Genomic DNA, 18275 nt, shown 5'->3' with positions numbered 1-18275 from the left:
TTATTAAATTGCAACTAAAAAAATGACAGTCTCATTTTCAACTTAAAATCACAACTTATTGATTTAATTGTATTTATTTTTTGATATATAGAGAAAAACTGCGGTTCGCTCATATAAAAATCAAACACTTGCATAAAGTTGAGATTGGTGTAATAATGCTAAAAAAATAACTGGCATTGCAGTTACACCACCAAACAACATTCTCACATTTGGGAGTACAACCATCAGCCATGACTATCCCAAAACATCGTTATCGATACCCGCCCAATAATACACATTGTTACACAAAAAATCATAACACCTAAAAGATAAAAATTCTCAACAAGTTAAAATCCTTAAAAAATTCGTGGTTTTTTGTAATTTTTGTAACTTTTTTATCATTTTTTTGCAGAAGTTTATACAATTCTAATTTATTTTATGACAAAAATAACGTAAAATAGCAGTGTTAAGAAATAGGCACAGCAAATGTGGTTTTTCAAAATTGTTTTGACATTACCACATACCCAGTATGGGATTACCCTTTCATTTTTGGAGGAAGTTTTAATGAGCCATGCCGAAGGCGTCAATGTAAAACGCCGTAGAGTCCTAATTGCATCTACCGCCGCCGTCGGTGCGGTTGGTGTTGGTGCGATAGCCACCCCATTTGTACGTTCTTGGTATCCAAGTGCCAAAGCCGAAGCTGCTGGTGCTGCCGTTGTGCAGGATATTAGCGGTATTGAAAATGGACAAATGATTACCGTCAAGTATCGTGGCAAGCCCATCTTTGTGGTCAAACGTACCGATGAAATGGTGGCAAATTTAAGTAAAGTTACCCCGAAACTAAGCGACCCTGAATCTGCCAAGTCTGTTCAGCCTGAATACTGCAAAAATGAGACACGCTCTATCAAGCCAGAGATTTTGGTGGTAGAAGGTGTTTGTACTCATTTAGGTTGCGCCCCAACCTTCCGCCCCGAAGTGGGTGCGGCTGACTTGGGCGGTGCTGACTGGTTTGGTGGTTTTTTCTGCCCTTGTCATGGTTCTTTATATGACTTGTCTGGACGTGTGTATAGTGGCGTTCCTGCCCCTAACAACCTGTCAATTCCAGAGTATAAGATTGAAGATACCATCTTAACTGTTGGGGAGTCCTAATCATGAGTCTTGCAAAAAAATTTATGGGTTGGGTGGATGCTCGCTATCCTGCGACTGAAACCTATGAATACCATATGTCCAAATACTACGCCCCAAAAAATTTCAACTTTTGGTATTTTTTTGGCGTATTATCTATGGTGGTCTTGGTAAACCAGCTTGTTACAGGCATTTGGCTTACCATGATGTTCAACCCCAGTGCCGAAGGGGCTTTTGCCTCCCTAGAATACATCATGCGTGATGTTAAAGGTGGTTGGCTCATTCGTTATATGCACTCTACAGGGGCATCAGCATTCTTTATTGTGGTTTATTTGCATATGTTCCGTGGCTTGATGTACGGTTCATACAAAAAACCTCGTGAACTTGTTTGGCTCATCGGTATGGGCATTTATCTGTGCCTCATGGCAGAAGGCTTCTTTGGTTATCTACTACCTTGGGGTAATATGTCGTTTTGGGGTGCACAGGTGATTTTAAACCTACCTGCTGCCATTCCTGTAATCGGTGATGGACTTGCCGAATGGGTCAAAGGTGACTACCTCATCTCTGGCATTACTCTAAACCGTTTCTTTGCTTTACACGTCATCGCCATTCCTTTGGTGCTCGTTGGTTTGGTGTTTATGCACTTGGTTGCCTTGCACCATGTTGGTTCCAACAACCCTGACGGCATTGACATCAAAAAACTCAAAGACAAAAACGGCGTGCCACTTGACGGCGTACCTTTCCACCCTTACTATACCGTGCATGATATGGTTGGTATTGTGGTATTCTTCATCTGCTTCTTTGCGGTAGTATTCTTTGTACCAGAAGGCGGTGGTTATTTCCTAGAAAAACCCAACTTTGAAGTTGCCAATTCCCTAAAAACCCCAGAACACATCGCTCCTGTTTGGTACTATATGCCATTTTATGCCATCTTGCGTGCTGTTCCTGACAAACTTGGTGGTGTGATTGCCATGGGTGGTGCGATTGCGGTGCTATTTGTGTTGCCTTGGCTTGACCGTTCACCTGTACGCTCTATCCGCTACAAAGGCATGTTATCAAAAATTGCTTTGGCAATCTTTGTGGTAAGTTTCCTAATCTTGGGTTATTTGGGCGGTACTGCCTCAACGCCAACTTCTACCATTGTTGGTCGTATCTGCACCATCTTGTACTTCTTATATTTTATCTTGATGCCTTTCTATACATCAATTGAAAAATGCAAACAACCACCAGAACGTGTTACGGGAGGTCACTAATGAAAGCGATTACTCTTAGCAAAATCACTGCTGGCATCGCCTTGATTGGTGCAACTGCCCTATTCTCTCCCAGTGCTATGGCAGGTGGTGGACATGGCTGTGGCACTTATGATACGGGCGAAAAAGACGCCAGTGGTGCAACCATTACTGGTACTTACGAATGCAGTAAAGCCCCCATTGACCTAACCAACAAAGGTTCATTGCAACGTGGTGCAAATATGTTTATGAACTACTGCGTGGGCTGTCATACTGCCCAGTATGTACGTCATTCACGTATTGCCAAAGATTTGGATATTCCGCCAGAATTGGTTGAAAAATACCTAATGGTAACCTCAAAACAAATCGGCGACCACATCACCGCAGGCATCAACCCCGAACTCCAAGGCAGTTGGTTCGGTGCGGCACCGCCTGACCTGTCGCTTGAAACTCGTCTGCGTGGTGATGACTGGGTATATACTTATTTGTTGTCATTCTACGAAGACCCAAATCGCCCATGGGGTTCAAATAACATCGTACTTGCCAATGCTGCCATGCCTCATGTTCTGCACAACCTACAAAAAGATTTGGGTAAAGAAGAATACGAGGCACGTGTCGGTGATTTGGTAAACTTTATGGCATGGATGGCAGAACCTGTCCGCCATGAGCGTAAAATCTACGGTGCATTTGTACTGATATTCTTGCTTGTCTTACTTGTTCCTGTTTATTTGCTAAACAAAGAATTTTGGAAAGACGTCAAGTAATTATCATCAAAAACCGACCAACCTACTGGTCGGTTTTTTTTATTTTAAAAAACAACAAAAAAAATCGCCCTTTTTTACCAAAAATTTGTTACACTAATATTTCCATTTGCTAATTTGACGCTATCTTGCATGACGGATTTAAGCACGCTTACGCCCAACCAATTTTTGTTATATGCCGATGATGGCTATGATAGTCATGTGGTGCGTCTGCTTTTAGAAGAAAAAGAAGTCAAATATCATCTCGTTATGTCACCTGAACGCAGTGAACTGACCGAATTAAACCCTTATGCAACATTACCCATTTTGGCAAGTCGAGAACTGGTACTGTACGAAATTGGCGTGATGTTTGAGTATTTTGAAGAGCGTTTGGGAGCAAACAAGCTACTGCCCCCTACCCCCCAAGAACGTGCCAAAATAAGACTTTTAGCATGGAGACTCCAACAAGACTGGCTCAAATTAGGCAGAATCTTACTAACCCACCCAGACAGTTTTGATAAACAGTCTGCCATATACGCCAAAAAATGTCTGTCTGATTCGCTCATCACCCTATCACCGCTTTTCGCCCGCACAGAATTTTTTATGAGTGATAATTTTGGTGTGTGTGATGTGTGGCTTGCCCCTTTACTGTGGCGGTTGCCTGACATGGGTATTGAGTTGCCAGAAAAACATTGTCGTCCACTCATCAACTATATGGAGCGTGTCTTTGCTCGCCCCACTTTCAAACGAACCCTAACCATACCGCAGGAACATCATCATGACTGACTTTACCCCCACACCTAAACGACCATATATTGTCCGTGCATTTCACGAATGGCTTACCGACAACAACTACACACCCTATCTGATGGTAGATATTCATAAAGATGGTGTTTTTGCTCCCACCCAATACGCCAATGAAGGACGACTGGTTTTGGCAATTTCTTATCAAGCCACCAAAGATTTGTTTATAGACAACGAAGGCATCAGCTTTTCGGCACGATTTGGTGGTGTACCACAAGAGGTCTATATCCCCATGCCCGCAGTTATTGGTATTTATGCCAAAGAAGATGGCGAACATGGTGTCTTTTTTGACCCCCATGAATATGACAATTATACCCCGCCTGCTCATGATGATAAGCATGATGACGATGATGGTGATGATGAACCTCCACGCCCCAATCACCTAAGATTTGTATAATCATCAAACTAAAACTGCCACACACCCTCAGTTTCTGCATAATTAAATAAATCATCAGATATTGAATGGTGAGTGATACAATACCATCATTTTAGGTGGTGTTTTTAAAATTGATGAGTATTTATGGGTGTTTTGTCAATACTAAACGCTGGTTTTGACTGTCGGTCAAAATCAGTTGATTACCCATCAATTGATAACGCTCAACATGGGTCATAAATTCAAAAAAAATCCGCTCAACATCATCTTTATCAGCACAATACATCTCAGTACTCATGGTTGGACGGGTTTTATCCAACGCCATCCGACCGTGCTGTAAGACAACAGGAACAGTAATCGTATTACAACCCATGTTGGCATGCAAAACGGCAGTTTGAGCATACAATTCATCAACATACAACACCGTTTGATAATCAAGTTTTGACAATAAAGGGTTATTGGCACGCTCCACCTTTACCAACTGCCATGTTGAGGATGTTAGTATATTAGATGTACTTACAGATGGCAATGATGGTTTGAGCTGACAATCCACACACGCACACCCATTTAGCCACAGCATTGTCATGATAATACACATATATTTTATTGGCATAGTCATTACTCATTAAAAAAATATACTTTATTAACCTAAACGCAATTAGAATCAAGACCAGTGCTTGCCACATTTTTAGGCAAAACCAAACAACCACTATGTATCAAAATGCCCTCACCAATATGCCCTTACCCTACCAGCACTTTGCTATATACTAACCGAACTTCAAAATCGTTATGGTTTTTGTTCGTGGTGAGCTTGCCTGCTCATAACGGAAACTCATCCGCAGGCATAGCTTGGGGCGAACGGTTTTTGTACCAGTTTTTAGGTTCGGTTGGTAGAGGTATGGGTAACAACACATTTTCCAAAATATGAATAACATCACGCCCAAGCAAAAGGTTTATAATAACAGAAAAAGTCCTTTTTTGACAAAATGAAATTTGATATAATGGCGATAATATATTAAACCAATTTGGGTACATCTTATGACAACTTTTACCGACCAAAAAAACGCCATCACCCACCTTGACGGAGCTTTATACGACAACGCCAATCTACGCATTGGTATTGCAGTGGGACGTTTTAATGGTTTTTTGGTGGAAAGTTTGGTGGAAGGAGCATTAGACGCCCTACTGCGTCATGGTGTACAAGGCAAAAACATCACCATCGTACGAGTGCCAGGTGCGTTTGAATTACCCTTGACCGCCAAACGCTTGGCGACTTCTGGCAAATTTGATGCCATTGTTGTACTTGGGGCGATTATTCGTGGGGCAACACCACATTTTGACATCGTAGCTAGCGAGAGTGCCAAAGGACTTTCCAAAGTTGCTCTAGACCACGACATTCCTGTCATCAATGGCATTTTGACCACCGAAAATATTGAGCAAACCATTGAGAGAGCAGGTACCAAAGCGGGTAACAAAGGTTTTGAGGCTGCCATGACTGCCATTGAAATGGCAAGCGTACTAAAAGCAATTTAAAGCCCCCTCCCCCTTTTTTCCATTGGGTGATGATCCCAATGCCGTATTATTTAAGGTATTTTATGACAACTTCCACACCCCAAAACGACAGTTTTGACAGCACCGAAAGCACCTACAAAACTAGCCATACCGCCGTTCGTAAAGCTCGCCGTTTTGCGGTGCAAGGGCTTTATGAATGGTTGATGACCGATTATCGTTTCGCCACCCAAAATCGTGATTTATTGGGAGGCAACGAACCCCACACCATCGTGGCTCGCACTCGTAGTGAAAATGCTATGCATACCGTGCATTTGGGCTATTATCACGAACTCATGCGTGAGATTCCTCTAAAAGCTGGCGAACTTATTGTAGAGATTGCTCGTTATCTTGACCGCAGTTTTGACAAATTGGACATGATTGAACGAGCAATTTTGTTGATTGGAGCATACGAACTCAAGTACAGCAAGCACATTCCTTATAAAGTGGTGCTTGATGAAGCCATGCAATTAAACACCCATTTTGGGGCAACAGACGCACACAAACTCATCAATGCTGTACTAGACAGATACGCCAAAGAAATAAGAAATAACGAAAAAGGCGAATCTAGCAATGATAGCGATATACCCAATTTGGGCTAACCCAATCCAACAATCAAAATACGCCATTTCAAGTGGCGTATTTTATTATCAAGGAAAAATCCTACAATGAGCGAATTTTCTTTAATTTACACCCATTTTCAGCATTTAACCCATACCCATCAAAATACCGTTTTGGGCATTGGTGATGATTGTGCCATCAGTCGCATTCCTTATGATTGTGAATTGGTTAGTTGTATGGATACGCTGGTTGCAGGACGGCATTTTGTTCATGAAACCTGCCCGCACGCCATTGGTTATAAATCGGTGGCGGTGAATTTGTCAGATTTGGCAAGCATGGGGGCGACGCCTTATGCCATTTTATTGGGATTGTCATTACCTAATCACGATAATGACTGGCTCAAAGAATTTAGTCGTGGCATTGCTGATATTTGCAATGAGTTTCAGGTGGAATTAATCGGTGGCGATACCACAAAGTCGGATATTTTAACCATTTCTATTACTGCACTTGGATTTATTAAAAAAGGCGAAAGCATAAAAAGAACCAATGCCAAAATCGGCGATGTGATTTGTGTCAGTGGTCATATTGGTACGGCAAGTTTGGCATTATCCTATATATTGGGTGAGAATGGGCATTTAAAACATACCAATTCTATCAATGAATTATCCAATAATCTAACAACTGCCCTGCAATACCCAAGCCCACAAATTAAACTTGGGCAACAGTTAATTAATTATGCCAATAGTATGATTGATATTTCGGACGGTTTAGGGCAAGATTTGGGGCATATTTTAAAGAATAGCGGTGTGGGTGCAAAACTGTATTTAGAAAATATCCCTTGTATTGATGAATTAAATGATTTGCCCCTTAATAAAAAATATCAACATATTTTAAATGGTGGTGATGATTATCAATTGTGTTTTACCCTATCAAAACATAAATTTGATGAATTTAATACGCTTTATCCTAATTTAATTTATCCAATTGGCGAAATTGTAGAAAAACAAGGGTTGGAATTATTTTTTGACAATCAACCAGTGGATTTTGATATTAAGGGTTGGGAGCATTTTTGATGATTGAAAAAATTTACCAAATTGAAGAATTATCAGATTTAGAAAGTTATCTAAAAACTTTTGCTAATCAAGATGAATTGCGAGAAAATTTATTTAACGAATTTTTGAGTTATGCCGATTATAAAAATGCCAGTGATTGGAATAAAGCAGTGCGGTTGTGCGAATGTTTAGCGATAGTTGGTTGGGGCGAAAAAGAGCCATTACAAGCCATTAAAGGACAATTTTTCAATGGTAGCCCAATGACCTATTTTAAGGATAAATTTAGCAATCGTCATTTTGTTGATGCGATTTGGTCAAAACGTAAATTGGGCGTTACAATGGAAATGGGTAGAACCAGTTATTTTAAAAGCCCCAATCAAAATACCACACAAGCAACCATATTGTGGGACTATCCCACTTTTGAGAATATTCAAGATATCAAATTACTAACACAAAGAAATTGGTTTGAAAAAGCTCCAATTTTTATTTGTCCATATTTTGAAAGTTCGTATCCAAATTCTGACTTTTTAGAAGATGAGTTGGTGAAATTACAATATATTATTCATCAATCTATGTTACCCAAAAATTATTGTAAAATTATCAATTATATTTCTTTTACCCTAAATTTAAGCTATCCATCAAGAAAAGATAAAAATGGAATAATTTTATATCCGTGTCATTATGTTATTTTTAATAGTATTGACAATCGTAAACAAGAAGAACGATTATTAAAATCAATATATAGCGATGATGAAGTCCATAAAAATGGCTATAATGCAGTAACTCGGTTTAAGTATAGCAATTTTATGAAAAAGACAGGTATCGCTTATATTGATTTATTTTTAGAAAAAGAATTTAGCGATTTAAGCCAAAATGAACAAAAAGCCAAATTAGCAGAATATTTTTTAATTGCAATTAAAACTTTTGCACAAAAATATCACAAAAAACTTAATTATCCTTTTGATGTGATGATTGCTGATTTTGAAAAAGTGTTACAATTATGGTTAAATAAAGTGTAAATAAATCTGGCTTTATGTATTTTTGTTGGCGGCAGATTTTAATATTCAAGATTGGGAGCATTTTTAGATGAAAAAATATCTGTTATTATTATCCATAATTAGCACAACTGCTTTTGCCAATGACAATCTAAACTCTTTTATACCAAAAAACTTTCGTTTAATAGAAAGTTATTGTCAAGCCGATTTTAATAAAGACGGTCAAAAAGATTGCGTACTACTTATCAAAGACACCAAAAAATCCGCTTGGGAAAAAGACCCGTTTAGAGGTATGCTTGATAAAAATCGGCGTGGTATTATTATTTTATTTAAAACCAATGCAGGATACACAAAAGTATTAGAAAACAAAGCCGTATTTGCTTCCGAAAATGAAGACGGTGGTATTTATTTTGCTCCTGAATTATATATAGAAACCAAAAATAATAAATTACTTATTAATTATGGGCATGGACGTTATGGTAGTTGGTCTTATACATTTGATTATCGTTCTATCAACAATCAGCAAGATTTTTATTTGATTGGATTTGACTCATCATTAGGTCGCAATCATTGTACAGAATACACTCAGAGCGTAAATTTTTTTACACATCAATTTCGCTATCAAAGTAATACCGATGAATATTGCGAAAAAGAAAACCCAATATTTAAAACCACGTGGCATAAGATACCTAAACACCCCTTGATTAAATTACAGCAAATTGATGACATTGATGAATTTGGTCATTCTTTATCATCCATGCTTTATGATATCAGCCATCACGATTCAATGGATAAATAAACCATGCAAAAACCCGATATTTATAAATCCAACACCTGCCCCCCTTGCCCAACTTCTGCAACAGTTTGGGAAAAATGCGTGTATTGGCTTGGGATTGGTTTGGGTTCTGGACTGCCAAAGCGAGCGGCAGGAACTTGGGGAACGCTTGGTGGTTTAATTGTTGCCATTCCAATGTTACTATTAGGATTTTGGGGATTTCTAGCCATTACCATTGTTGGCTGTCTAATTGGTAGTTATATTTGTGGTAAAACTTCGGATTTGATGAATGTGCACGATGACCCACATATCGTCTTTGATGAATGGGTGGGAATGTGGATTGCTCTTTTGCCAAGTGTTTGGCTATGGGCAAATACACAAAATGAAAATAAAATTGGCTTGGAATTTATGTACCCTAGTTTAATTTTATTATTAATCATTCCTTTTGTGTTATTTCGCTTTTTTGATATTATCAAACCATTTCCGATTAAATGGGTGGATAACAATGTCTCTGGTGGTTTTGGTATTTTGATTGATGATGTATTGGCGGGGATAATGGCAATGGTGGTGATGTTGTTTTTGGTGTGAATAATAAAAACAAAATATTTTTCAGTTGTATTAAAAATTCTCATACCAATGTTGGACGTGGTTGTGTTAAAATGATAAAAATGTCTTTTTAAGGAAATTCCCATGTCTCTTAGCGTTATTATCATGTCAGCAGGCAAAGGCACACGCATGAAATCTATCAAGCCAAAGGTACTACAACCTTTGGCAGGAAAGCCTTTATTGGAACATGTTTTAACCACCGCCAAAGCCTTAGGCAGTCAAAAAAACATTGTGATTTATGGCTTTGGTGGTGAACAGGTCAAAAATACCTTTGCCCATGAGCAGATTGAGTGGGTGGAGCAAGCCGAGCAACTGGGTACAGGGCATGCGGTGATGATGACTTTGCCCGTGCTACCAACAGAGGGTAAGAGCCTGATTTTATCAGGCGATGTGCCTTTGATTGGTGTAGAGACATTGCAAAAACTGGCAAGTAGCGACAGCCCATTTGCCATGCTGACCATGAGTGTGGATAATCCTTTTGGTCTGGGGCGTATTATTCGTCAAGATGGCAGGGTTGTGGCGATTGTGGAACAAAAAGATGCCACAGACACCGAACAACAAATCAAAGAAATCAACAGTGGCGTGTATTGTGTTGCCAATGAGATTTTGCATAAATACTTGAAAAACTTAGATAATAATAATGCACAAGGCGAGTACTATTTGACCGATATTGTCAAAATGGCGGTTGATGATGGTATTGAAATTGCTACCGTTTCTCCAGAATATCCCTTTGAGATTGAGGGGGTGAATGATCGTTTGCAATTAGCCCAATTAGAACGCACTTGGCAGGCTCATCAAGCCCAAAACCTGATGAAACAGGGTGTGCATATCATTGATCCAAGCCGTTTTGATTTGCGTGGTCATTTGAGTGTGGGTAAAGATGTTGAGATTGACATCAATGTGATTTTTGAGGGCGACTGCGAGCTTGGCGATCATGTCAAAATTGGGGCAGGCTGTATCATCAAAAACACCAAGATTGCCAGTGGCACGGTGGTCGCTCCTTATAGTATTTTTGAAAATGCGGTGGTGGGCGAGAACAACCAAATCGGACCTTTTGCACGCCTTCGCCCCAATGCCATTACATCTGATGAGGTGCATATAGGCAACTTTGTGGAGCTTAAAAACACACAAATGGCAAGTGGGGCAAAAGCCAACCATCTGGCGTATCTGGGTGATAGCACGATTGGACAAAAAACTAATATCGGAGCTGGCACAATCACCGCCAATTATGATGGGGTGAATAAATATAAAACCGTGATTGGCGATGAGGTGCGTATTGGCTCAAATGCGGTGCTGGTCGCTCCTGTCAGCATCGGAAACAAAGCCACGATTGGGGCAGGGTCTGTGATTACCAAAGACTGTGAGGCAAATAAACTTGTGGTTGCTCGTGGTCGTCAAACGGTGATTGAAGGTTGGGTGAGACCTGAAAAAGAGAAGAAGGATTGATTTTGAAAAAGTCATTATTAATTTGGGGGTTGGTTATCGCTAATATGGCGATAGCCAATGCCTTTAATGAATTGAGTGAGAGTGAATTGTTGCCTGCCAATGACGGCTATTATGGCTGTTATATTTATGACAAATATAAAATCATTGGTTCAATGAATAAAAATGGTTTGTTTATTGATAATGTATTTTTTAAATTAACCAGCAAAAAAGATTTGCTTGAACTTGGCGAAAATAAAGGCAAAACTGCCATATATACTTATCAAAATAATAAATTAACTTTTTATCGTGCCAAAAAAGCGACTTTTAATGATGGTGTTATCCATTATTCGGTTAAAATGACTTATCAAAAAACAAATTTAAAACCCAAAACTTATCACTTATTGGTGGAATGTGGGGCATAAACTGACATAATATAAAATGAAACAATATTTTATTATTTTTGGTTTGAGTTTTTTATTATTGGCGTGTCAAAACGATATGCCAAGACAATCCCCTATTTCTCATTCAAATGACAGTCAAACCCAAAGTAAAATCTCCCCAACCTTATATTATTTTGAAAAAGATAATTGGGTGGGGGTAAAAGATGATAATGGCAATGTGATTATTGAGCCAAGTTATTCCGCCATTCGTTATTATGATTATAACTTTCCCATTACCACGCCTTATCTTGAATTTTTTGGGGCAAAAATTCCTACCACTTATCCAAAAAATGCCCTTGCTTATCCTGCTGGCGAAGTTTATGACCATCAAGGAAAATTTTTATATAATGTACTAAGTTTTGATAATGGTTTGGATTATTGGCAAGAAGGATTACGCCGTTATGTCAATGAGAATGGCAAAGTCGGTTTTGTTAATAAAAAGGGCGATATTGTCATTGCTGCAAACTATGATTATGTATCAGCATTTCAATATGGCTATGCACTCGTTTATACAGGAAATTGGCAAAAGGATTGTAATAGCGATTGTATAGGTTTTAAAGCGGCTGACGATACTGCGACCACTTATTTTATCAATAAAAAAGGCGAAAAAATAGGCGGCTACGACACGCCAAAACACCCAAAAGATATGTTCTATCAAGGCAAATATTATCCTTATCCATTTATTTATAATAATTTTGAACAAAAAATATTGGACGAATTAAGAGAGTTGAATAAAGACAGCTATCTGGAAATTACCGAAAAACCCACAGAGTATTTCCCTTATTATCGCATAGAAGTGTTTGATAAACAAAGTTTTATTTTGGACAATGATTTTTCTTATTTGGTGAATGCCAATGGACAGGTATTTGAAGAAAAATCTTATGGTGCATTGACTTTTATTAAAGAAATTAATTTTTTAGAAGAGTGATTTATCAACAATCAAGTAAGGATAAATATGCTAAAACTAGAACCGGTATTTGAACAAAGAATTGGCAATGCGGATGATATTTATTCTCCCATTTTAAACCATCAAGGTTGGGGGAATTATATTGTTTTGGATAAAGACATTAATGAAATCACTTTTAATACTTTTATTGCCAGTTGGTTAAATTATTGCTATGACGGACAAGCAATTGATAAAGAATTTATTGATAATATCGCCAATGAAGAAACGGCATTAAGTGGCGGACTTCGTTTAACAATGGGCGATAAGGTTATTAGTCCATCTTGTTGCTCTGAATTTTCCGACTTTAAAGAATGGGCGGATATTTGTAAAGGTGAAAAGCCAAATATTTGGTTGGGACACGACCCAACACCGCAGGTTTCTTATACAGATAGCCATATTATCATTGTTTCTGATAGTGAAATGTCAATTAAACCAAGCCAAGACATTTTTGAATTAAAAATTTCTTATCAGAAATTTAACCAAGCTTTTGATAAAATTTATAGTGATGTTTTGGCAATTCAACGATTTAGCGAACAATGGGCGAAAAAATTTTTAGATAATGAATTACAACATCTTTTTATAAAAGCTTTTAATGACTATATTGGTTTATAAAAATAATATTAGGAGCAAATCAAATGACTCTTAGCTTTATCAAAACATTAAGAGCGACATTAAACATTCCTTTAAAAACTGCCATTGAATTAACCAAGCATTGTGGTACGGATTTGATGTTATGTCAGCAATATTATCATCAAATAAATCTTGATAAAATTATTGAAGCAACCCATTGTGATAATGAAACTGCCAAAAAGTATTATCAAAAATATCAAGGTAATACCCAAAAAGCCATTAAAGATATTAAACAGACTGTATGTCATTTAAGGGTAGATGAGAACATAAAGTCAAGCCACCCAAGCGGTTTTATTTTAAGAGGATTGACAAGTAATTTTGATAAGATTGATGATAATGTTTGTATTTTTATTTATAATGATGATTTTGATTGTGTGGTAGAGAGTTTTAAAGCCATATTTCCCATTAAAGTTAAGGGGGGTTTTGATGATATTGAGCGATTTGACTACTGTGGCGTGCATATTTTTGATAAAGAGGAAGTAAGTCAAATTATCAATAATATCCAAAATCAATCTTTTAATAATATAAAAGAACAACAATTTGCTCAAAAATTGATAGAATGGACAAAAGAAACTTTGAATAAAGGCGACTATTTATGGCTAGAAGGAACCTTATAAAACTCTAAGCACTTCATAAATTTCCCCAACACCAACCCAATTCCCCCCTTCATAAATCCGCCAGCAAAATCCTTTTTTAATTTTTTGGCACATTTCATCATTAATAATAAAACGAATTTCTACCAAAGCAGGGGTATTTAATTCTAAAATTTCTCTATCTAATAAGGTAATTTGACCCATTACTGCTTGATAAAGTGGTTTACCATTGTCATCATCGCCGTTATAAATAAAAGCGTGATTGGGGCGATAGCCTGATATAATGGGAGTATTTCGCCCTTTTTGTCCGTCGTTGGCAAAAATGGTAATGGTTGCCCAAACCAAACAATCTATAAAGTCATCTTTCATCGGGATTGTTTTATTATCAATTTATTAAAATTTACTCAATTTTATCACAAACCTGCTATAATATAAAGATTAGCCACTCCACCGCAGGCACGCCCAAACCACAAGGCTATGAAGTGGTGGCAATACGAACAATTTTTGAACAGGCACTATTATTACCCAAGTTGGATTGTTTGAAATTACCGAATTTAATCCAACGCTTGATGATGATGAACAAAAGCACAAAACCATTTTTGAGGCATTGGATTATGCGGTTGCGGTCTTAAAAAGTCGTTAAAATTTGCCTTACTTAGCGTATCATAAAAGACAAATCAACCTAATACTTTGGGGTGGATTTGTCTTTTTTTAACTTGATACTAAGAAACTTTATATATACAGTATCGTAGGGGGCATTTATTACCATTTCAATATTGTAGATTTTTTAATGGATAAAATAATTTTATACCCAATCTTTTATCTAAATATATTAAGTGCTTTAATAATACTCAAAAAGTGTTTATAATAAACCATCTGCCCAATTTGGGTGGGTGGTTTTGTTAAAAAATTAATAATTTATTTGGGAGCAAATATGAGCTTAGAATATGCCTATTCCTTAGATTTAAAACTGGAAATTAATTCAACACAAGCAGATATTGCCTTTAAAGAAAACAAAATCACAAGTCAAAAGAATTTTCGTTGCCCAGAATGTGGCATTGCAATCACTTGTGCCAATTTGGAAAAACCAAAAAAAGATAGAAAACGAGACCCTTATTTTAAATCGGTAGAAGACCATAAATTGGGTTGCAAACAAGGAAATGATGAAAAAGCAAGGAAATCACAAACCCAGACGGAAGAAGATTTATACGGTGGCATTGAAGTTTTTCCCAATAAAGTTAGAATTAATTTGACACAAGCGACCGCAAAAGAGCAAGGCAATCAACACAATGATGAAAGCAATTCCAGTGTAAGAAAAAACCAAAAAACCAACCATATTAATGGCAATAACAAATCCATACAAATCAATTCAAGAAAAGTAAGTTCGTTGGTTGTAGCATTCTTAAAAGGTGAAAACTTTGAGGTTAGCTTACCAAATCCTTATTCAGAAGATATTTCTTTGCAAGATTTATTTATTGAAATTAAAGGACAAAGCCTTAATGATTTGGAGCAAGATTGTTGGAGGATTTATTGGGGTAAGGCTTGGGTTAATAAGTATGATGAATTTTATCAAATTAAATTTGACAATTTTTTGTGCGATGATGGTTTAAAACCAAACAAGCAAGGAAATAAACAAGTTCAACCAACATTTTTTGTTGCAAAAAGATTGGTAGAAAATTATCCCTACAAAAAATTTAATACAGAAAATATGGATAAAATGAATAGAAAACCAAAAAAGGTTTTTATTCTAGCTGATACACCTGCATTAAATTCACAAGCTAAACATATCAACTTTATGTTAGAGAATTTAGAATATCTAGAAATTATTGATTTGGATTGATTGTCTCAACCTGCTACAATATAAATTCCCTTACTTAACGCTTTGGAGTAAGGTATTTTTCCGATAAGCCGTAAGGTGCGTACCACGCACCGTTTTTGAATTTGGCGTTTAATAGTCAGTTGTTTGCATATTATACTTATTTTATTTTGTCAATAATCATATGGTCATCTTTTTTCATTGTATAAGTCAAATTTAATTGTTCTAGCATAGATTCAAGAATTTGGCGATAAGATGTATTTTGTGCATTAACAGAGAACTCAGGCAATACACTAACACTATCATCAACAGCTATAAACACATTAAACTCATAAGAATACTTAGATAAAAATTGAGAAAGTCTTATATTGTCTATTTCTATTTTTTCCATAATTTCATCTGGATTTTTATTGTGTTCACCACCCAGTGCATAATATTTATAAGTAGGGGTTGGATTTTGTTGATTGCTCATATAAATCTCAGAATTTTCTTTATTATAAAAACTTTGACAAGCAGACAGTGCAAGGCTTATCACTATAAACAAAAGTTTTAATTTCATAAAACACCCTAAAAATGATTTCATTCTAACAAGAACAGCTACATTTATCAAGCAAATTTCTTATTAAGAATTTTTACAAAACCTGCTATAATATAAATTCCCTTACTTAACGATTTGGAGTAAGGTATTTTTCCGATAATTTATCCCAATAAATTATCATCTCTCAAACTTGATACTAAGGAACTTTTTATGTGCGGTATCGTCGGTGGCATTCGTCGCCATTCCAATATTGTAGACTTTTTAACTGATGGGCTAAAACGCCTTGAATATCGTGGCTATGATTCATCAGGCATTGCAGTGCATACGCCTGATAAAATCGCTCGTGTACGCCGTGTTGGGCGTGTGCAAAATATGCAAGATGCTGCAACGGCTAAAGGCTTAACTGGCTCGCTTGGCATTGGGCATACTAGATGGGCAACACACGGTGGTGTTACAGAACCCAACGCTCACCCACACATCTCAGGCGGTCTGATTGCGGTGGTGCATAACGGTATTATTGAAAATTTTGAAAGTGAGAAGGCTCGTTTGCAAAACTTGGGCTATGAATTTGAATCGCAAACCGACACCGAAGTCATCGCCCACAGCATCAAACACGAATATATGAATAACGGTGGTGATTTGTTTTTGGCGGTTAAGCAGGCTGCCCAAAACTTTCATGGAGCGTACGCCATTGCCGTCATTGCTCACGATAATCCCAATGAGATGGTCGTTGCCAGAATGGGTTGTCCACTACTCGTTGCCTTTGGCGATGATGAGACTTTTATTGCCTCTGATGTATCGGCGGTGATTGCATTTACTCGCAAAATCAGCTATTTAGAAGATGGCGACATTGCTCTATTAAATGCAGATGGCATTATCAAGATGATTGACAAAACAGGGCAAGCAGTCAATCGTGCGGTCAAAACTTCTTCAATTTCATTAGCAAGTTTGGAGCTCGGCGGTTATAACCACTTTATGCAAAAGGAAATTTACGAACAGCCCAAAGCCATTAGCGATACTGCCGAAGTGTTTTTGGACGGTGGTTTTGATGCCATTAACTTTGGCGAAAATGCTGAAACGATTTTTAAAGACATTGACAGCATCAAGATTTTGGCATGTGGCACTTCCTATTATTCGGCTTTAACTGCAAAATATTGGTTAGAAAGTATTGCCAAAATCCGCACCGATGTAGAAATCGCCAGCGAGTACCGCTATCGTGATGTGATAGCAAACCCCAAAGAGCTTATCATTACTATCTCCCAATCTGGTGAAACGCTAGATACGATGGAAGCCTTAAAATTCGCCCAAAATCAAGGGCATAAGTACAGTCTATCCATTTGTAATGTGATGGAATCTGCCCTACCAAGAGCAAGCACACTTGTGCTTTATACTCGTGCAGGGGCGGAAATTGGCGTGGCAAGTACCAAAGCCTTTACCACACAGCTCGTTGTTTTGTTTGGACTTGCGGTAACTTTGGGCAAACTGCGTGGCTTTGTTGATGAAGCAATGGAACAAGATTTTATCGCCCAACTTCGTCATTTGCCCAATGATGTTCAGCACGCTCTAAATCTAGAACCGCAAATTGTGGCGTGGGCATCTAAATTTGCCGCCAAGCCGTCTGCCTTGTTCTTGGGGCGTGGCATTCATTATCCGATTGCATTGGAGGGGGCGTTAAAATTAAAAGAAATCACTTATATCCACGCAGAAGCCTATCCTGCTGGCGAATTAAAGCACGGTCCTTTGGCACTGGTGGACGATAATATGCCTGTGGTGGTCATCGCCCCTAATGATGCCCTGCTTGACAAAGTCAAAGCCAATATGCAAGAGGTTTCGGCTCGTGGTGGCGAACTCTTTGTCTTTACCGACCTTGATACCGAATTTAGTGCCGATGACAAAGTGCATTTAATCCGCACGCCTCGCCATATTGGGGTATTATCACCGATTGTGCATACGGTGGGTGTTCAGCTCTTATCCTATCATTGTGCCTTAGCAAAGGGGACAGATGTGGATAAGCCTAGAAATTTGGCGAAAAGTGTCACGGTGGAGTAAATTGATGTATAATAAGGGCAATGTTTTATTGCCCTTATTTTTAAAAAGAGA

At 37.8% G+C, this 18275-nt stretch carries 21 protein-coding genes; 18 read left to right on the top strand and 3 right to left on the bottom strand.

The features are described from left to right. The first annotated feature begins 543 nt into the window (after positions 1-543). The 5 genes from petA to MOB01S_RS07890 all read left to right on the top strand — a co-directional run bounded on the left by petA (position 544) and on the right by MOB01S_RS07890 (position 4274). Complete coding sequence (petA, locus tag MOB01S_RS07910) at positions 544-1128, top strand: ubiquinol-cytochrome c reductase iron-sulfur subunit (protein WP_066803574.1); 585 nt, start codon at positions 544-546, stop codon at positions 1126-1128. Between the two features lie 23 nt (positions 1129-1151). Continuing rightward, positions 1152-2357 (top strand): cytochrome b, encoded by a 1206-nt coding sequence (locus MOB01S_RS07905; RefSeq protein WP_174521836.1) that lies wholly within the window; start codon positions 1152-1154, stop codon positions 2355-2357. Continuing rightward, the gene (locus MOB01S_RS07900) at positions 2357-3097 is read left to right on the top strand and encodes a cytochrome c1 (RefSeq protein ID WP_066803565.1); all 741 of its coding nucleotides are present in this window, start codon (positions 2357-2359) and stop codon (positions 3095-3097) included. The genes MOB01S_RS07905 and MOB01S_RS07900 overlap by 1 nt, the downstream gene beginning before the upstream one ends. Before the next feature lie 129 nt (positions 3098-3226). Further along, a complete protein-coding gene (locus MOB01S_RS07895; protein ID WP_066803562.1) occupies positions 3227-3859 on the top strand; it encodes a glutathione S-transferase N-terminal domain-containing protein in 633 nt (210 codons plus the stop codon). Beyond that, a complete protein-coding gene (locus MOB01S_RS07890) occupies positions 3852-4274 on the top strand; it encodes a ClpXP protease specificity-enhancing factor (RefSeq protein WP_066803559.1) in 423 nt (140 codons plus the stop codon). The genes MOB01S_RS07895 and MOB01S_RS07890 overlap by 8 nt, the downstream gene beginning before the upstream one ends. 121 nt (positions 4275-4395) lie before the next feature. Here the strand turns inward: MOB01S_RS07890 and MOB01S_RS07885 are convergent, their stop codons facing one another. Then, positions 4396-4836 (bottom strand): META domain-containing protein, encoded by a 441-nt coding sequence (locus MOB01S_RS07885; protein WP_169798133.1) that lies wholly within the window; start codon positions 4834-4836, stop codon positions 4396-4398. 452 nt (positions 4837-5288) lie between these two features. On the opposite strand from MOB01S_RS07885, the gene ribH reads away from it, so the two are divergent. From ribH to MOB01S_RS07830, 11 genes are all read left to right on the top strand, one after another. Beyond that, entirely contained in the window at positions 5289-5783 is a 495-nt protein-coding gene (gene ribH / locus MOB01S_RS07880; protein WP_066803553.1) for a 6,7-dimethyl-8-ribityllumazine synthase, read from the top strand. 62 nt (positions 5784-5845) lie between these two features. Continuing rightward, entirely contained in the window at positions 5846-6400 is a 555-nt protein-coding gene (gene nusB, locus MOB01S_RS07875; protein WP_066803542.1) for a transcription antitermination factor NusB, read from the top strand. Positions 6401-6466: 66 nt separating this feature from the next. Further along, positions 6467-7432 (top strand): thiamine-phosphate kinase, encoded by a 966-nt coding sequence (gene thiL / locus MOB01S_RS07870; RefSeq protein ID WP_084349670.1) that lies wholly within the window; start codon positions 6467-6469, stop codon positions 7430-7432. Then, complete coding sequence (locus MOB01S_RS07865) at positions 7429-8430, top strand: hypothetical protein (RefSeq protein WP_157073933.1); 1002 nt, start codon at positions 7429-7431, stop codon at positions 8428-8430. The genes thiL and MOB01S_RS07865 overlap by 4 nt, the downstream gene beginning before the upstream one ends. A gap of 67 nt (positions 8431-8497) precedes the next feature. Then, on the top strand, positions 8498-9205 hold the full coding sequence (locus MOB01S_RS07860; RefSeq protein ID WP_066803538.1) for a hypothetical protein: 708 nt from the start codon (positions 8498-8500) through the stop codon (positions 9203-9205). Between the two features lie 3 nt (positions 9206-9208). Then, positions 9209-9769 (top strand): phosphatidylglycerophosphatase A family protein, encoded by a 561-nt coding sequence (locus MOB01S_RS07855; protein WP_066803536.1) that lies wholly within the window; start codon positions 9209-9211, stop codon positions 9767-9769. A gap of 102 nt (positions 9770-9871) precedes the next feature. Next, positions 9872-11233, top strand: coding sequence for a bifunctional UDP-N-acetylglucosamine diphosphorylase/glucosamine-1-phosphate N-acetyltransferase GlmU (glmU, locus tag MOB01S_RS07850; protein WP_066803534.1), 1362 nt, complete (start codon positions 9872-9874; stop codon positions 11231-11233). 2 nt (positions 11234-11235) lie between these two features. Then, positions 11236-11634, top strand: a complete 399-nt coding sequence (locus MOB01S_RS07845; RefSeq protein ID WP_066803532.1) for a hypothetical protein — start codon at positions 11236-11238, stop codon at positions 11632-11634. 16 nt (positions 11635-11650) lie between these two features. Next, a complete protein-coding gene (locus MOB01S_RS07840) occupies positions 11651-12580 on the top strand; it encodes a WG repeat-containing protein (RefSeq protein ID WP_066803530.1) in 930 nt (309 codons plus the stop codon). A gap of 27 nt (positions 12581-12607) precedes the next feature. Beyond that, positions 12608-13210 carry a hypothetical protein gene (locus MOB01S_RS07835; RefSeq protein WP_066803527.1) on the top strand — a complete coding sequence of 201 codons (603 nt, stop codon included), beginning with the start codon at positions 12608-12610 and terminating at the stop codon, positions 13208-13210. A 23-nt stretch (positions 13211-13233) separates the two neighbouring features. Further along, positions 13234-13845: a hypothetical protein gene (locus MOB01S_RS07830; RefSeq protein ID WP_066803524.1), complete on the top strand. Its 612-nt coding sequence runs from the start codon at positions 13234-13236 to the stop codon at positions 13843-13845. Here MOB01S_RS07830 and MOB01S_RS07825 read toward each other — a convergent pair. Further along, entirely contained in the window at positions 13840-14190 is a 351-nt protein-coding gene (locus tag MOB01S_RS07825; RefSeq protein ID WP_066803522.1) for a hypothetical protein, read from the bottom strand. The two genes, MOB01S_RS07830 and MOB01S_RS07825, sit on opposite strands and share 6 nt — an antisense overlap. 565 nt (positions 14191-14755) lie before the next feature. Between MOB01S_RS07825 and MOB01S_RS07820 the strand changes: the two genes are divergently transcribed. Next, entirely contained in the window at positions 14756-15661 is a 906-nt protein-coding gene (locus tag MOB01S_RS07820; RefSeq protein ID WP_066803520.1) for a hypothetical protein, read from the top strand. Positions 15662-15797: 136 nt separating this feature from the next. On the opposite strand, the gene MOB01S_RS07815 is transcribed toward MOB01S_RS07820, so the two are convergent. Next, positions 15798-16196 (bottom strand): hypothetical protein, encoded by a 399-nt coding sequence (locus MOB01S_RS07815; protein ID WP_066803518.1) that lies wholly within the window; start codon positions 16194-16196, stop codon positions 15798-15800. 189 nt (positions 16197-16385) lie between these two features. Here MOB01S_RS07815 and glmS point away from each other — a divergent pair, with 189 nt between their 5' ends. Beyond that, complete coding sequence (glmS, locus tag MOB01S_RS07810) at positions 16386-18224, top strand: glutamine--fructose-6-phosphate transaminase (isomerizing) (RefSeq protein WP_066803515.1); 1839 nt, start codon at positions 16386-16388, stop codon at positions 18222-18224. The last annotated feature ends 51 nt before the right edge of the window (positions 18225-18275 follow it).

Source organism: Moraxella oblonga NBRC 102422 (genome assembly GCF_001598275.1).
Classification (GTDB): Bacteria; Pseudomonadota; Gammaproteobacteria; order Pseudomonadales; family Moraxellaceae; genus Moraxella; species Moraxella oblonga.
This window is presented reverse-complemented; position numbering and strand designations above follow the sequence as displayed.

Coding starts and splice junctions, on each gene's coding strand:
- petA (WP_066803574.1), top strand. CDS start 544: ATGAGCCATGCCGAAGGCGTCAATGTAAAACGCCGTAGAGTCCTAATT.
- MOB01S_RS07905 (WP_174521836.1), top strand. CDS start 1,152: ATGGGTTGGGTGGATGCTCGCTATCCTGCGACTGAAACCTATGAATAC.
- MOB01S_RS07900 (WP_066803565.1), top strand. CDS start 2,357: ATGAAAGCGATTACTCTTAGCAAAATCACTGCTGGCATCGCCTTGATT.
- MOB01S_RS07895 (WP_066803562.1), top strand. CDS start 3,227: ATGACGGATTTAAGCACGCTTACGCCCAACCAATTTTTGTTATATGCC.
- MOB01S_RS07890 (WP_066803559.1), top strand. CDS start 3,852: ATGACTGACTTTACCCCCACACCTAAACGACCATATATTGTCCGTGCA.
- MOB01S_RS07885 (WP_169798133.1), bottom strand. CDS start 4,836: ATGACAATGCTGTGGCTAAATGGGTGTGCGTGTGTGGATTGTCAGCTC.
- ribH (WP_066803553.1), top strand. CDS start 5,289: ATGACAACTTTTACCGACCAAAAAAACGCCATCACCCACCTTGACGGA.
- nusB (WP_066803542.1), top strand. CDS start 5,846: ATGACAACTTCCACACCCCAAAACGACAGTTTTGACAGCACCGAAAGC.
- thiL (WP_084349670.1), top strand. CDS start 6,467: ATGAGCGAATTTTCTTTAATTTACACCCATTTTCAGCATTTAACCCAT.
- MOB01S_RS07860 (WP_066803538.1), top strand. CDS start 8,498: ATGAAAAAATATCTGTTATTATTATCCATAATTAGCACAACTGCTTTT.
- MOB01S_RS07855 (WP_066803536.1), top strand. CDS start 9,209: ATGCAAAAACCCGATATTTATAAATCCAACACCTGCCCCCCTTGCCCA.
- glmU (WP_066803534.1), top strand. CDS start 9,872: ATGTCTCTTAGCGTTATTATCATGTCAGCAGGCAAAGGCACACGCATG.
- MOB01S_RS07840 (WP_066803530.1), top strand. CDS start 11,651: ATGAAACAATATTTTATTATTTTTGGTTTGAGTTTTTTATTATTGGCG.
- MOB01S_RS07835 (WP_066803527.1), top strand. CDS start 12,608: ATGCTAAAACTAGAACCGGTATTTGAACAAAGAATTGGCAATGCGGAT.
- MOB01S_RS07830 (WP_066803524.1), top strand. CDS start 13,234: ATGACTCTTAGCTTTATCAAAACATTAAGAGCGACATTAAACATTCCT.
- MOB01S_RS07825 (WP_066803522.1), bottom strand. CDS start 14,190: ATGAAAGATGACTTTATAGATTGTTTGGTTTGGGCAACCATTACCATT.
- MOB01S_RS07820 (WP_066803520.1), top strand. CDS start 14,756: ATGAGCTTAGAATATGCCTATTCCTTAGATTTAAAACTGGAAATTAAT.
- MOB01S_RS07815 (WP_066803518.1), bottom strand. CDS start 16,196: ATGAAATTAAAACTTTTGTTTATAGTGATAAGCCTTGCACTGTCTGCT.
- glmS (WP_066803515.1), top strand. CDS start 16,386: ATGTGCGGTATCGTCGGTGGCATTCGTCGCCATTCCAATATTGTAGAC.